Below are 14,907 nucleotides of genomic sequence, written 5' to 3'. Positions count from 1 at the left end.
ATTCAGCCGCCGTTAAGCCAGCGTGCGTAATTCAGCGACAGAGCGAACCAGCAGCGCCTGCTCCTGGGCATCGAATGCCTGCTGATTGAGGATTTTGCGCAGATACACCAGTTCGACGCCCAGCGGATTGGTCGCCCGATGAAACGGCTCGTAACCGCGTCGCTGATACAATGCGGTCAGCCACGGATGGTTTACCGCCGTCGCCAGATACACCGCCGGTGATTTCAGCGTGTCGCGTAAGAATGTTTCTTCGACGTAGCGGATAATTTCATTGCCAAAACCCTGACCCTTGGCGTGTTCCGCCACCGCAAACCAGTGAACAAACGGCCACGGCGCAAGATGATTTTTCGCAGGCGTCCACAAAAAACGCGTGGTCAGCGTCGCCGTCAGTACGCCGTCTTTTTCCAGCACATACGTGGTTTCATTGCGGATAACATCCCGCACATCCTCAACGCTGGCGCGGGTGATGGTGAAATGAATGCCATGTTCCAGCAGCGGCGCGTAAGCTTTTTGCAAAAGGCTGTGCAGCGCAGCCGCTTCTGATTCCTGAGCAAGGCGGATCACGTGGCTCATAGTGTGTCCTTAAGCCAGCGCAACGCTGGACGTGGCTAACAGTTCGAGGGAACGCAGGCGCGCATGAGGCTGAGAAACCGGCGTATCAATGATAAATTCTTCCACACCGTACCTTGCCTGCAATGTTTCCAGTTGCTGATGAACATCCTCACCGGTGCCGTACAACACTTCGGACTGACGTTCTTCAATACGATGAGATTTTGCTTTTGACTGACGCAGATACGCCTCAACTTGTTCATGGCTGCCGACGTTGACGCTTTGCCCGTCGCTGGCGATAACGCGATACCGCTGCGTTTTATCCACCAGCCGTGCAGCCTGTTCGGTGGTATCAGCGACAATTACCGGCACAGCCAGAAGCGCCCGCTTACCGTGACTGTCGTGCGAATAAGCGGAAAGGGCGCTGGAAATATCGCGCTCGTCGGCATTCAGGTGCGCAGCAAAGACGAAATTCCAGCCGAGACTGGCGGCCAGACGGGCGCTTTGTTCGCTGGCACCTAATAAGAAACGTGAGGCTGACTGCGGCGGCTGTGGGGTAGCAGAAAGCGCATCGGCGTCTTTGCCTCTGACGGGCACTGAAAGCCAGTCGTCGAGCTGACTCAATTGTTCCGCGAAATCGCCCTTACGTGCCGGATCCACCGCGTGTTGCAGCGCATGGGTCGAAAGCGGTAATCCGCCCGGCGCTTTGCCAATGCCGATATCTACACGGCCGGGGGCAAGTGATGCCAGCTGATTAAAATTTTCCGCCACTTTATACGGACTGTAATGTTGCAGCATGACCCCACCGGAACCTACCCGCAGGTGCTGCGTATGCGCGAGGATCCAGGCGATCACGATTTCCGGCGAAGAGATCGCGAGTTTGTCAGTATTATGATGCTCCGCCAGCCAGAACCGGTGATAGCCCCAGCGCTCTGCATTTTTGGCGAGTTCCAGCGTCCTGCGTAATGCCCCTGCGGCATCTTCATGCTCATCCAGCGGACTTTTTTCAAGCAAACTTAAACGGTATCCCATCGTTTTTCCCTTTATTCGCAACACGTCGTTAACAGGGATTATTAAAGTCAGGGACAAAAGATGTAAAACAACAATAGTTGCTATGGAGTTGCGGGAGATGAGAATGGATGTGGGCTGGCGGGCGACATGTGCGCGGATCTTAGCCGGGAAAGATAAACCGGGTGCTTGAAAAACATAAAAGGCGACTTATGTCGCCTTTAGAATGCTATAGCGGCATAGGTTATTTATCCTTCAGCTATGCAGGGATGGGAGGGAACATTTCCTCTAGCGCTCTTATCACTTTACAGAAGAACTGATTATTTAAAGACGTTTTGTTGTAAACCATATAGACCGGTATGCTTGGCAGATTCATATCCACATTAACCGCACAAATATCATACTGTTTTTTATATTCTTCATATGCCTTGAGCGGCACAAATGCCAGTGTGTCTGTGGCTTCAACGACCGGCATTGCGGCACCGATATAACCTACATAATAACGAATTTTCCTTTTAACACTTATTCTTTTCTCAAGTTGTTGAGCGAGGTTAATTCGTAGCAAGCTGTCATTGCTGATAAACGTGAACTCTTCCTTCATAACATCTTCTGGCGAGGCTTTATCTTTAATTCTTGGATGGTTTTTTGCACGTATCACTACCAGAGGTTCCTCATACAGTAAAAAAGTATTACGAGATAGATTCTTATGTGGGTTGATATCAAACACGATGTCAGTTTTACGAAAAGTCAGTAAATCATCTATTGCCTGGGAAGAATTTCCTACCACAGTGTGAGTTACTTTGCAGCCTGGTGCTATTTTGTCGATAGCCCTGACTAAGGGGCCGAGTATGGTGAGAGAAAAATAGGGTGGACAATTAATCACTATATTTGAAATGGCAAGTGGGTGATCTATTTCCTGAAACCTGGCCAATAAATTATCATAGGACTCAAAGAGTTTTTCATGTATTCCTGTCGCCGTTTTGGTTGGGGAAAGGTTTTTCCCCTGCCGGACGAAGAGGGGATCAGAAAAGTGATCTCGTAAACGCCCAATAGCCTGGCTGACGGCGGAAGGCGTCAGTCCCAATATACCGGCAGCTTTGGTGATGCTGCCATGGATATAAACAGATTCAAACATGGTTAACAAGTTAAGATCAAAACCCTTAATAGCATTAAGACGTTCCGTGTTGTGATTGAGTTTCATTTTTTCTCACTTGGTTTTTTCAGAAATGATGGTTTGGTCAGCCTGTAAATTCATCTCCACAGGCGTTGATTGAGATTTGTGTGATATTTTAAAGAAATTAAAAATTCAAACTACGCACAAATCTACCATGCTTATTTTAAATGGATTATAAAGAAAGCGTACCTGGATTTGTTTTTTTCATAATATATGTGGTTGTGTCGCAGTTTCCAAGTGCCTGGGTGAATGTGGGTTTTATTAATTTGCAATTAGGATTTTTTTTATCATGTAATTATATGTAATAGAACAAATAATTATAAACTCTTTAATAAAATGAATGAATGTTTAAGTTCACTGTGTTTATTTCCACAGCGACAATGTGAATAATGCCTCTCCCCTGCAAATGCCTCTCCCCTGCATATGGATTCAGGGTTCAACTAACAAAATTGAAATGGAGAGATAATTTTGAAACTTAATACATTCATTTAAAATGAGCGTACTGGCTGCCGGCATGGTTGCTGCAATGGGTGCATACGCAGAAGACACCGGTACCGTTTCGATTTCCGGCACTTTTATTATTAAGCTGAACAGTTGCCCTGCAGATCTTTCCGCACAAGTTCAATTTAACGGGCAAACTTCTTCTTATGAAAATCTTGTTGTCGTAGGCTCTAGCATGACAAGTAACTCAGGTATGATTATTAAAGATCAGGCTGGTGTTGTGCTTACCCCTAACGCAATGGATACTTCTGAAAGCCAGGCATTAATTTCAGACAACAATGAGTTGAAATATACTGTAGGTCTGACTAAGACTAAAAACAACGTTGTTGCGGGTCCATTTAGTAACTCCGTTACTTACGTTATCAGCTACCAGTAATCGTTAATTAAGTAAAAATAATTTCTGAAGTGATTTCAATATATAGTTGTTCTGGTTAATCCCAGAGCCACTTTCTTTTAAATTCACAGGTTCAATATAAATGTTCAAATATTTATTACTCCCAATGTTAGTCATCATGTCCAGCAATTCCTTTGCTGGATTATCGGTAGGTGCCACCCGCGTTATTTATAATGGCAATATGAAAGAGGCTTCGCTTTCCATAAAGAACACAGAAGACTCGAGTGTTTACCTAATTCGTTCCTGGATAAGTTCTGACAATGCGGGCGAGAAGATACCCTTTGTTATCACTCCGCCATTGTTCCGCATCGAGCCTGGCCAGGATAACACCGTCCGTATTACCCAGACTTCGTCATCATTAGCGCAGGATAAAGAGTCTGTTTATTGGCTTAATACGTTGGCTATTCCCCCTGCTACAAAAGAAAAGAATTCCCTGCAGTTCTCGATTAACACACGTATCAAACTGATCTACCGACCGACAACACTGAATAACAAAGAGGCGATTGCCAAAGCGTATCAGCAGATCACCATCACCCGCTCAGGTAGTACCTTAACCGCCAACAATCCTACACCGTATTATGTCAACATGACAAAAGTCAGCGTGAACGGTAAAGAGCTGAAGGCAGGATATATGGTTCCGCCAAAATCTTCGTTGGAGATTAGTAATGCTCCGGCGGGGAATAGCATCAACTGGCAAGCGATTAATGATTTCGGCGGATTAACAGAAAAAGTCAACGCATCAATTTAATTAAGTTGAAAAATTAAAATCGGGAATGTCTGTTTATTATGGATAATAACAATATTAAAAATCGTCAGGACAAAGACAACACCAGAAGAAAAGGTGATAAAAGAAAGAGCGGCGCACTAAACAGTAAAGCTGCTGCCCGCTCTTTTTTATTAAAACCCTTATCCTTTTTCATATTGTTATCTCTTCCCGGATTGGCTTTCTCCGCTGAAACGTTTAACGCGGAAATGCTTAAGGCCGTCGGTGATGGCGGCGATATGAAAAACGTCAATCTGGATTATTTCGCCGAAAAGGGCGGGCAGATGCCCGGCACTTATCAGGTGGATATCTATCTGAATAACCAGCAGGTCGACTCACGCAACGTCGAGTTTGTCAGCCTGCCGGATGCGCCAGGTAAACTCTACGGGGCAGTCACCCCGGCGGAGATGGCAGAGTACGGCGTCAAGCTGGACGCATTTCCGGATCTGAAAGCCGTTGCACCTGATGCACAGCTGACAAAGCCACTGAGTGCCTATGTGCCGCAGGCCACTGAAAATCTTGATATAAACCGCAAGCGTTATGACATTACCGTACCGCAAATCGGCGTAAATATGCGCCCGCGCAACTCGGTTGATCTGAAGCGCTGGGATAACGGTATCGCCGCCTTTATGCTCAATTACAGCTATTCCGGCTCTACCACGCAGCGCGACGACAGCGGTCAGTCAAAGAGTAACTTCGTTAACCTGCGCAGCGGGGCTAACCTCGGCGCATGGCGTCTGCGTAACTACTCGACTTACAGCGACCAATATACCGAAGGGACTCACGGTGGCGATGACACCAATACCCGTGACTTCGAATCAATTAATACCTACGTGCAGCGTGACGTGCGTTTCCTGCAGGGCGGGCAACTGACGCTGGGCGAATATTCCACGCCCGCCGACGTGTTTGACAGCATCCAGTTTACCGGTGCGCAACTGGCCTCCGATGACCAGATGCTGCCGGACTCCATGAGCCAGTTTGCGCCGACAGTGCGCGGCATGGCTGTCGTGTTATTGATCGGGGGCGTGAATAATGCCATGGCGCTGGGTGTGTGTAGTTATCTTTCCAGACAGCCACTGATTACGGTAAACATGAACGTGACTTCACAGCAGGACTGGCCAAATGGATTCGTCATCGGGGGAGTGGCTTACAGTACAGCCTACAAAGTGGCTGAGAATTGTTCGGGCGAGTATCAAATGACGAAAACAATGAATACCGCTGTCTACCCTTCCTCCACCTCCACGATATTTAAAAGCGGTGTCGAGGGCGTGGGTATCCGGCTCACGATAGGCGGTACCCCTGTGTCTACGGGGGCTAATCAGACCAGTGGTAACGGTGACGGTTCGAGCCCGATTAATCTGCAGAATGTTGACGTTGAACTCATCAAAACAGGGGATATCGTTCCCGGCTCTGTGACTCCCGGAGAGTTAGCCACCGTTGAGATGAAAGACAGCGCAGGGACAAGACAGGTATTAACTATAAATATAGGCTCGGTTAATATTAAGCAAGCTTCCTGCGAAATCACCGGTTCCAGTGCTATCCCTGTCCCAATGGGCGATGTGATGAAAGAAGATTTTCAGGGCAAAAACTCAACGCTGAAACCCCAAAATATCAATATCCCTCTGCAATGCAGCGCGCAAACCAGGGTGAATATCAATTTTGATGCGAAGTCATCACAAGGCAACGGCATCATTGACCTGACGGCGGGCGGAGCAGAAGGTGTGGGCATTCAGCTGAAACTAAACAGCACGCCGGTGATATTTAACAAGACTCTGTTTGTGGCACAGGCCACCGAACAAGGTGCATTTAACATCCCGCTGACCGCGGCCTATATACAAACTGCCGATGATATTGCACCTGGTTCAGCCAATGCGGTGGCGAACTTTACCGTCACCTACGAATAATGTTCAGACATAACCGGCGGCTGATCCTTGAGAGATGCCGCCGCGCTGCACTCTGTTACTGATGTTATCCCGTCTGACCTTCAGCATCACACTACCGCCTTCAAATAACCGCTCCAGTAAAACTCCTCCACACCGTTCAGCAAGATTTCTGAACCGTCCGCACTATCTTAAATTCATAATAGAACTGCTTTTGATTGAGAAGCTGCGGCAGCTGAAACACAGCCAGCGAACGTTAGCGCGCAGTTAAAAAAACGCAGAATTCCAAAGGGTTTCGTTTAAAAACCCTTTGGGGCCGTGTGGGTCAACGCCCACGACCTTGAATCTGAATTCGATTTTAAAAGCGCTAAAGGTCGCCCACCTGCAAAACCTGATATCCGAAGAAGGGCGCACTTGCTGCGCCCTGGATTAACCCGCTATTCAGAGGTAGCCGCTCTTTTGTATGCAGGCCTTAAAGGCCTTTCAACAAACTCCATTGTGACTGGATTAAAGTAACGACTAGGCCAAATCGTGGAGGGAGGAACTCCAATTGCCTGACCGATCAACAATTCGCCTTTTGGCCACGGGCGGGACAAGGCATTAGACAAAGTGGATGAGCCCAGCCCTGCCGCGCGTGATACTGCGGCCAGAGTGGTACCTTTTTTGCGCAGTGCCGCAATAATGTCGGCAGGGTGCCAGTCCTGAAAAGGAAAAGATATGTTGGGTGGATAGTTTGTGGTCATTTCGCAGTTTCCGTTGCAAAGCGATGAGATAGCTACCACAAGAGGTGCAAATCTCTGGGGGTGATAGCTCAGACGGAGTTTGCACTACCGGGCACAACGGATGCCGGCCAGTCCGGAGACTGCCCCCTCTGAGCCACCATTGAGACGTGCATATTACACGAAAGCGTAATAAGCAACAGGTGTGCAAAGGCCTCGATATATAACGTAAACTATATATATCGACGTTGTGACATCCGGGGTGCAAATCCCGGCCACGGATTTTGCCGTAGCAAATCCACTATAGCGTAAATAGGTAGCGTAAACCAAGCGGATAAAAACGTGCATAAATGTTGATTTAATTAGGGTTTTTATCTGTTCAGCTAATACCAAAAAAAAGCCTCCCACATCAGGGGAGGCTTGAACCATTGCTATCAACGGGTTGGATGATTCACTTCTACCGGACGCAAATCAAACAGCAATACTTCTGCCTGATCTCCGTCGGTAAAGGTCAGTTTATCTTCCTGACGAACCCGCGCACCGTCGCCGGTTCTGAACTCGATACCGTTCACTTTAATGCTGCCGCGTGCTACATGAATATAGGCATAACGGTTCGGGTCAAGATCAACTGTCGCCTGTTCCGCGCCATCGAAGAAACCTGCGTAAATCTTCATATCCTGACGAACGGTCAGCGAGCCCTTGTCACCTTTTGGCGAGACGATCAGGCGGAACTGACCGCGTTTGTCTGCTTCAGGGACAGACACCTGCTGATAACCCGGTTCGGTGCCGTTTTCCGCTGGCACAATCCAGATTTGCAGAAAATGCACGCTTTCGTCGCCGGAGTGGTTGAACTCACTGTGCGTCACGCCGGAGCCCGCGCTCATCAGCTGTACATCCCCCGGGACGATCACTGAACCAGTACCCATCGAATCTTTATGCGCCAGTGCGCCTTCCAGCACATAAGAAATGATTTCCATGTTGCTGTGAGGATGCGCGCCAAAGCCGCGTCCCGCTGCCACCTGATCATCGTTGATAACCAGCAGGTCTGAGAAACCGACCTGTTTTGGATCCCAGTAACTGGCGAAAGAGAAGGTGTGACGGGAATGCAACCAGCCGTGGTCACCTAAGCCGCGTTGTTCAGAGAGACGTTGTTCGATCATGGTGTACTCCTCAGTGTGTCAGGGAGGAAGTGCGTTTGCGCTTCCGATGAACAGAGAATACACGTAAACTAATTTGCTCAACAATGCGGTGGTTTGACTATCACTGTCACGTTTTAGTTGACAAAAATGCGGCGTGCCAAAGAGGAGAGAAAGTGATGCAGATAGAAGATCTTCGTATTTTCGTCGCGGTGATTAAAGCCGGAAGTTTCACTGCCGCTGCCGAACAGCTGTTGTTGTCGAAACAGTACGTCAGCCGCCGTATGGCCGCACTGGAAGCGGGGCTGAATGCCCGTTTGCTTAACCGTAATACCCGCAAACTGTCGGTGACCGAATCCGGTCAGCTGTTTGCCGGACACGCGCAGCGCATCCTCGACGATATAGAAGAAGCGGAGCGGGCGGTGTCGCAAAAGCGCCAGGTGTTGCAGGGGTCTTACCGCCTGAGTATTCCGATGTCATTTGGTATCAGCCATCTTTCACCGCTAATTGCCGAATTTCTGAGGCAGCATCCGGCCATTCAGTTTCAGGTGGATCTGGTGGACCGGTATGTCGATCTGGTCGGTGAAGGCTTTGATATTGCGCTGCGTATCGGCAATCTGGCCGATTCTTCGCTGGTGGCACGCCGTCTCGGTGAGCTGAAACGGGTGATATGTTGCAGCCCGCAGTATCTGGAACGCATGGGGACGCCGCAAACGCCGGAAGACCTGCTGCAACATCAGTGTCTGCGTTATGGCCGTGAAGGGCAGACGGGCTGGGAGCTGGATCATAACGGCAAGCGCCGGTTATTCGAAGTGCGCGGCCCGATTGTCAGCAACAACGGCGAAGTGCTGCGCGATGCTGCCGTGGCCGGACTCGGGCTGGTGTTATTGCCAGAATTCATCGTCGGACCGGCGTTGCAGTATGGCGCACTGGTGCGGGTACTGGACGATTTCCACCCCGGCGCGCTGGATCTGCATGCCATTTATCCGCAGCATCGTCAGCGCAGCGAAGTCACCCGCGTGTTTCTGGACTTTTTACAGGAGCGGCTTAAAGCGCAGCGCGTCTCTGCGGCGTGATTTGCCGGATAAAGAGCGCCCGGAACGAAAACTCTGCTCAGGCAAGTTGGCAGGATCAGGCAAGAAATAAAGAGAACTGTGGCTTGCTGCTGCGGGCTTTAAATCTATAGTAAATGGGTCATTAACACTTCAGGAGCTGACTGATGAAAACTGTTGGATTTGCGGCCTACGATCCTAAAAAACCGCTTGCTCCGTACGCCTTTGAGCGTCGCGGCCTGCGTGATAACGATGTGGCAATGGAAATTCTGTACTGCGGTGTCTGCCATTCAGATTTGCATACGGCGAGAAATGACTGGGGCTGGAGCTATTATCCGATTGTTCCCGGCCATGAAATTGTCGGACGCGTAACGCAGACTGGCAGCCAGGTCAGCCGGTACAAGATTGGCGATCATGTCGCGGTTGGTTGCATGGTGGACAGCTGTCAGGAATGCGATCAGTGTAAAAAAGGCGAAGAACAGCTGTGTCGTGAAGGGAATACCGGGACGTACGCCGGTTATGACCGTTTCACCAAAGAACCGACACAGGGCGGATATTCCAAGCATTTAGTGGTGCGCGAAGAGTTCTGTCTGCGTATGCCGGAAGGGTTAGATCTCTCCAAAGCTGCGCCATTGCTGTGTGCCGGGATCACCACCTGGTCGCCGCTCAAAACCTGGAACGTCAAACCGGGCAGCCGTGTGGGCGTGATTGGTCTGGGTGGTCTGGGTCATATGGCGGTGAAACTGGCGGTCGGTCTGGGTGCGGATGTCACCGTGGTCAGCCGTTCGAATGCCAAAGAAGCCGACGCACTGGCCCTGGGGGCTAACCGTCTGCTGGTTAGCGCCGACAGCGATGCCATGGCGCAGGCACACGATCATTTCGATTTAATCATCGATACCGTGCCGGTGAAACATGACGTCACGCCGTACCTGCCGTTGCTGGATGTGGACGGCACGCTGGTGCTGGTCGGGCAGGTCGGGCCGATGGACGAGTTCAACACCGTTCCGCTGCTTTTAGGCCGTCGTCGCGTGGCCGGTTCGCCAATCGGCGGGATCCGCGAAACTCAGGAAATGCTCGATTTCTGTGCTGAGAAAAACATTCTGCCGGATTGCGAAATGATCCGTATGGATGAAATCAACGAAGCGTTCGAGCGCATGGAAAAAGCGGACGTGCGTTATCGTTTCGTGATTGATATGGCTTCTCTGGATGCGCCTGCGACAGTCTGATCAGCAGGATCACTGAGCAGTAACAGAAACAACAATGGCTCCTGAACAAGGAGCCATTTTTTTATGCAGAAACGGGCAGCGATCCGCGTCTTTTCAGCGGTACGGTGATGAAAACCAGGCACAGCACCACCAGTCCGATTCCCGTCCAGCCGAGCGCGGGCAATCTTTCGCCGACAATCAGCACCGCTAATACCGCCGCCACAGCCGGTTCCAGCAGGGTGATGGTGGTCGCCATACTCGCCGGGATCCGCGCCAGCGCATAGCCGAAACAGACGTACCCTACGAACATCGGGATCAGCGCCATGTAAGCGCCGACCGCTGCATTATTCCACGACGCCAGCAGCGGGCCGCCGGTGACAAACAGCACCGGCATCAGGAACAGGCCGCCGAGTCCGAAGGTGGCGCCCATCGCGGCGCGGGAGCCTATTCCCCGCTGCATGAGATGGCGTGCCGCCCAGGAATAGAGTGCGTAAGTCAGACCGGCAAGCAGCCCGAGCCCGATCCCGGCAATGACGCCGGAACCCTGACCGGTTGCCGCATGACCGGCACTTTCCGCCACGCACAGTAAAATCATGCCCGCCACGCCGATGGCAGCGCCGGTCATCCAGCGGCGTGAAAGACGTTGCCCGTCGAGCGAATACTCAATCAGCGCTGATAACAGCGGGGCGGAACCAATGGAAATTACCGTACCCACCGTGACACCGGCCAGATGCATGGAGGCGTAAAATGCCAGCGGATAAATACCCACCGCCAGCGCGCCGGTCAGTAACATGCGCCAGTTCTGGCTAAACCGGTGGCGGCTGGCAATTATGCCTTTGGCGGAAATCAGCGCCTGCAATAATCCGCCCAATCCCATTGCCACCGCACCGATCGCCAGCGGACTGACGTCAGGCGCAAAGGTCGCGGCGGTGCCGGTCGATCCCCATAAAACGGATGCGAACAAAACGGCGAGGATCCCCAGCATGCGTTCCCTGCGGGCGACGATCATGACGCCTCCATCATTTCAGCGGCCATTGCCATTGCCTGACGCACGCACCGGCCATTGCCTTCCAGTCCGGCACGGGAGATCGCGCCTTCCAGAAGAAACGAGAAATGGCGCGCCATCAGCTGTGCTTTGGCTTCGTCAGCCGGGAACAGTTCGCAAAGATGCGCGGTCACGATCGCTTCCACCTGTTCTTTGTGTCCGCGCACGGCAACGCGTCCGGGCGCACCGGCGGGCAGTTCAGCCGCGGCGTTCAGCAATCCGCAGCCCCTGAATCCGTGTTCGTAAGAAAACTCAGCGTGATCGTCGTAAGCCTGAAAAACGGCCAGCACTTTCTCTTTCGCCGTGACCGCGTTTTCCAGTCTGCTGGCGTAAAGCTGCAACCATTCGTCGTGACGGATTTCAATGTACGTCGCCACCAGTTCGGCTTTGGATTCGAAATTGTTGTAGAGGCTTTTTTTCGCCACACCGGCTCTTTTAATAATGGCGTCGATACCAGTGGCGGCGATGCCGTCGTTATAAAACAGTACGCGTGCTGCGCCCAGAAGGCGGTCGCGGGCGCTTTGCGGTGAAGAGTCTGATGTGGACATAGGTTTCTCGTCGCAATGAATTTGCAGTAGGTATACCAGTCTACCTACTTCATGTAAAGCGGGACAACGATAAGAGAAAGTAACGATTTTGGCCGTGCCTTTATTGTGGGAAAGGGACATAATCCGGCAAAAGCCGTGGAGAGACAGCAGGTTGGGTTCATCCGGCGGGCAGCATTGTCGTTAACTTTCGGAGAGAAAAATGATTCATGAATGGCTGAACACCTTACATCTTATTGCTGGCATGTTATGGACTGGCGGGTTGCTGGCGCTGGCATTAGTCAGCGTGGTGTTTCGCAGTGCGGGAACCGGCGCAAACGACGGGCTGCGGGCGCTGGCCGTCACCGTGCAAAAATGGAACCGCTGTATTACCAGTCCGGCGATGATCCTGCTGTGGGTGGCGGGGATCTGGATGATTGTCAGTCACGGCCAGTTCCCGCACGCCTGGCTGCTGATCAAAATGGTGGTGGTGCTGGTGCTTTCCGCGCTGCACGGTCTGCTTTCCGGCAACTTACGTCGTCTCGCCAGCGGTCAGCCCGCGAAAGATTTTGCGCTGGTGCGCAAAGCCGGAACTGTGATTGTCATTGGCGTCATCATCATCGGCATTATGGCCATCATCCGGCCTTTCTAAGATTCTGATTTTAAAGAAGTCAGGCAGATGGCAGAGCAGGAAATCCACGTGAAAGCGTGGATTTTTTTATGTAGGGAGGTACAGATTATCAGCGGTGATTAATAGTCAGGTATGTTTTGTTACAATCTTGAATCTGGTGCAGGAATTGGCAGCGTATAAAATAGTGTTTTGAAACACGCTGAGCTGTTGATTTAACGATGAAATGGTTAACAAAAAATGCGCTCTTGTTCTCAGTCAAAACCTGTATTGCGGCATTTTTAGCCTTATATATAGCCCTCGAACTCAATCTCGATAAACCGGCCTGGTCGATGGTGTCGGTGTACGTCATCTCACAGCTTTATTCTGCGTCAACACTTTCCAAAGCCACGTACCGCTTTCTCGGCACCGTGCTGGGCGGCGTTTTTATCTTTCTGGTCTATCCGTTTACGGTCACCGACCCGGTGCTGTTCAGCCTCAGCGTGTCGCTGTGGGTGGCATTTTGCCTGTATCTTTCGCTGCATGACCGCACGCCGAAAGGCTACGTTTTTATGCTGGCGGGCTACAGCGCGGCGATCATGGGATTTGCCGACGTCGATACCCCGATGTCGATCACTTATACGGTGATTTCGCGTGTCGAAGAAATCACCGTGGCGATTGTATGCAGTACGCTGATCCACATGCTGGTGTTTCCGGTGCGCATGCGCAATTTGCTGGAGAACAGCGTCAACAACTGGTACGAAAGTGCCAAAAAGCTGTGCAATGAATTACTGACCGTCACCGCTAAAGATCCGCTGCCGGAGCGGGAACATATTCTGGTGCAGATGGCTAACTATCCGCTTAGCGTGGAAACGCTGATTACGCACTGCGTGTTTGAAGGGGATTCTGCCCGCAGGCTGATCCGCCTGGTGATGGCACAGTATCAGCATTTGTCGTATCTGATCCCCACGCTGACGGCCATCGAAAAGCGTCTGAATCTGCTGGCCGAACAGCAAATCCCGTTTCCTGATTTTGTCTCAGAGACGTTCAGCCAGTTTCTGCTGTGGCTGAACAGCGCCGAACTCAGCGGTAATGCGCAGGGCATTCAGGCGGAAATCCGTGCGTCGCAGGCCCGCATCAAAAATCTTTATGAAAGTGGCGAAATGACGCCGGAAGAAGGGCTGCTGTTCACCGGCCTGCTTGAGCGTTTGCAAAACTTTGTTCACATCACTGAATCGTATTACGGCGTAACCGAGCGGGTGACACAGTTCAGTAAAGAGAAAAAGCGCAGCAAAATAAAACTGGGGCTCAGGAAGCATATTGATGAAGGGATGATTTTACTTTCTGCGTTTTGCGCCTTCACCGCCACCATGATTGGCTGCCTGTTCTGGATAGGCACCGGCTGGCGCGACGGGGCATCTGCGCCGATGATGGCAGCGGTTATCTGTTCGTTCTTTGCCTCGCTCGACAGCCCGATTGCCTCGATGAAAGTCTTTTTGAAAGGGGTGCTGATCGCCATCGTTATCAGCGTGATTTACGCGGTGATCTTCATCCCGATGGCGATCACCTTTGAGTCGCTGATTATCTGTCTGGCACCCGGTTTGCTGGCGCTTGGGCTGGTCATTGCTAATCCTTCGACCAATTTTATCGGCCTGATTATCGCCACGCAGATCCCGGGTTTTATCGGCATGGGGCATGATTTTAAACCTGACGTGCTGGTGATTGTGAATGCGGCGATTTCGACGATTGTCGGGATAATGATTGCGCTGCTGACCACCGCGCTTATCCGTAATAAGCGGCCTTCATGGACGGCCAAACGTGCGCTGCGCAAAGGCATCAAAGAGCTATTACAGTTCACCAGCGAAATCAAAATCAATGCGTCTTCGCTGCGCGGAAGGCAGCAATACGTCGCCAGTATGCTGGATAAAGTGAACATTATTTTGCCGCGTAACAAAGCGGATCCGTCACCCAAAGTGGCGCTGGGCGGGAATCTGATCACCGAAATCTGGCTGGGCGTGAACTGCTATGATTTTTATGCCCGGCATCAGGACGTATTGAAAAATCATAACGTTGAAACGGAAGTGCTGATGTATGAGATTAATAATTACATCAAAAAGCGGCTGAAAAATATCTACATCGGACCGCCGGATTCGTTGCTCAATGCGCTGAATCAGGCGCTGCTGCGGCTTGAAGCGTTATGTCGTGCGGACATCGAACTGTTCACGCCGCTGTTCCATCTGTTCAACATCCGTATGGCGCTGTACCCGACCGCACGCTGGCCGGAACTGGCGTAACTCTAACCGAAACTGCCCGCGCCGCTGTTCCTTAAGATGAACCCGCGGCGCGGGTT

Annotated in this window: 15 protein-coding genes; 7 read left to right on the top strand and 8 right to left on the bottom strand. The window is 51.2% G+C overall.

Annotated elements, in window-relative coordinates:
* Positions 1-12: 12 nt before the first annotated feature.
* From CKQ54_RS15235 to CKQ54_RS15225, 3 genes are all read right to left on the bottom strand, one after another.
* A complete protein-coding gene (locus CKQ54_RS15235; protein ID WP_120162462.1) occupies positions 13-573 on the bottom strand; it encodes a GNAT family N-acetyltransferase in 561 nt (186 codons plus the stop codon).
* A 9-nt stretch (positions 574-582) separates the two neighbouring features.
* A complete protein-coding gene (locus CKQ54_RS15230; protein ID WP_120162463.1) occupies positions 583-1,581 on the bottom strand; it encodes an LLM class flavin-dependent oxidoreductase in 999 nt (332 codons plus the stop codon).
* Positions 1,582-1,816: 235 nt separating this feature from the next.
* Positions 1,817-2,758 (bottom strand): LysR family transcriptional regulator, encoded by a 942-nt coding sequence (locus CKQ54_RS15225; protein WP_120162464.1) that lies wholly within the window; start codon positions 2,756-2,758, stop codon positions 1,817-1,819.
* Positions 2,759-3,245: 487 nt separating this feature from the next.
* On the opposite strand from CKQ54_RS15225, the gene CKQ54_RS15220 reads away from it, so the two are divergent.
* The 3 genes from CKQ54_RS15220 (at position 3,246) to CKQ54_RS15210 (ending at position 6,293) form a co-directional block, all read left to right on the top strand.
* A complete protein-coding gene (locus tag CKQ54_RS15220; RefSeq protein ID WP_167459640.1) occupies positions 3,246-3,608 on the top strand; it encodes a fimbrial protein in 363 nt (120 codons plus the stop codon).
* Between the two features lie 100 nt (positions 3,609-3,708).
* The gene (locus tag CKQ54_RS15215) at positions 3,709-4,374 is read left to right on the top strand and encodes a fimbrial biogenesis chaperone (RefSeq protein ID WP_120162466.1); all 666 of its coding nucleotides are present in this window, start codon (positions 3,709-3,711) and stop codon (positions 4,372-4,374) included.
* A 38-nt stretch (positions 4,375-4,412) separates the two neighbouring features.
* Positions 4,413-6,293 (top strand): FimD/PapC N-terminal domain-containing protein, encoded by a 1,881-nt coding sequence (locus CKQ54_RS15210; RefSeq protein ID WP_120349680.1) that lies wholly within the window; start codon positions 4,413-4,415, stop codon positions 6,291-6,293.
* Between the two features lie 413 nt (positions 6,294-6,706).
* On the opposite strand, the gene CKQ54_RS15200 is transcribed toward CKQ54_RS15210, so the two are convergent.
* The 3 genes from CKQ54_RS15200 to CKQ54_RS15190 form a co-directional block, all read right to left on the bottom strand.
* Entirely contained in the window at positions 6,707-7,012 is a 306-nt protein-coding gene (locus CKQ54_RS15200) for a helix-turn-helix domain-containing protein (RefSeq protein ID WP_120162468.1), read from the bottom strand.
* A gap of 68 nt (positions 7,013-7,080) precedes the next feature.
* Entirely contained in the window at positions 7,081-7,164 is an 84-nt protein-coding gene (locus tag CKQ54_RS26100; protein WP_112288766.1) for an ash family protein, read from the bottom strand.
* Between the two features lie 258 nt (positions 7,165-7,422).
* The gene (locus tag CKQ54_RS15190) at positions 7,423-8,148 is read right to left on the bottom strand and encodes a pirin family protein (RefSeq protein WP_120162469.1); all 726 of its coding nucleotides are present in this window, start codon (positions 8,146-8,148) and stop codon (positions 7,423-7,425) included.
* A gap of 155 nt (positions 8,149-8,303) precedes the next feature.
* On the opposite strand from CKQ54_RS15190, the gene CKQ54_RS15185 reads away from it, so the two are divergent.
* Both CKQ54_RS15185 and CKQ54_RS15180 read left to right on the top strand, forming a co-directional pair.
* Entirely contained in the window at positions 8,304-9,200 is an 897-nt protein-coding gene (locus CKQ54_RS15185; RefSeq protein WP_120162470.1) for a LysR family transcriptional regulator, read from the top strand.
* Between the two features lie 143 nt (positions 9,201-9,343).
* Positions 9,344-10,402, top strand: a complete 1,059-nt coding sequence (locus CKQ54_RS15180) for an NAD(P)-dependent alcohol dehydrogenase (RefSeq protein ID WP_112288763.1) — start codon at positions 9,344-9,346, stop codon at positions 10,400-10,402.
* Between the two features lie 61 nt (positions 10,403-10,463).
* Here the strand turns inward: CKQ54_RS15180 and CKQ54_RS15175 are convergent, their stop codons facing one another.
* Both CKQ54_RS15175 and CKQ54_RS15170 read right to left on the bottom strand, forming a co-directional pair.
* The gene (locus CKQ54_RS15175) at positions 10,464-11,390 is read right to left on the bottom strand and encodes a DMT family transporter (RefSeq protein WP_120162471.1); all 927 of its coding nucleotides are present in this window, start codon (positions 11,388-11,390) and stop codon (positions 10,464-10,466) included.
* On the bottom strand, positions 11,387-11,974 hold the full coding sequence (locus tag CKQ54_RS15170) for a TetR/AcrR family transcriptional regulator (RefSeq protein ID WP_120162472.1): 588 nt from the start codon (positions 11,972-11,974) through the stop codon (positions 11,387-11,389). The genes CKQ54_RS15175 and CKQ54_RS15170 overlap by 4 nt, the downstream gene beginning before the upstream one ends.
* A 199-nt stretch (positions 11,975-12,173) precedes the next feature.
* Between CKQ54_RS15170 and CKQ54_RS15165 the strand changes: the two genes are divergently transcribed.
* Together CKQ54_RS15165 and CKQ54_RS15160 are read left to right on the top strand one after the other, a co-directional pair.
* The gene (locus CKQ54_RS15165) at positions 12,174-12,602 is read left to right on the top strand and encodes a CopD family protein (RefSeq protein ID WP_120162473.1); all 429 of its coding nucleotides are present in this window, start codon (positions 12,174-12,176) and stop codon (positions 12,600-12,602) included.
* A gap of 197 nt (positions 12,603-12,799) precedes the next feature.
* Positions 12,800-14,851 carry an FUSC family protein gene (locus tag CKQ54_RS15160; protein ID WP_120162474.1) on the top strand — a complete coding sequence of 684 codons (2,052 nt, stop codon included), beginning with the start codon at positions 12,800-12,802 and terminating at the stop codon, positions 14,849-14,851.
* Positions 14,852-14,907 lie beyond the last annotated feature (56 nt).

It is taken from the genome of Rahnella variigena (genome assembly GCF_003610915.1).
In the GTDB taxonomy this organism is placed as follows: domain Bacteria; phylum Pseudomonadota; class Gammaproteobacteria; order Enterobacterales; family Enterobacteriaceae; genus Rahnella; species Rahnella variigena.
Note: the sequence above shows the minus strand (reverse complement) of the source record. Positions and strands in the feature narration are given on the sequence as shown.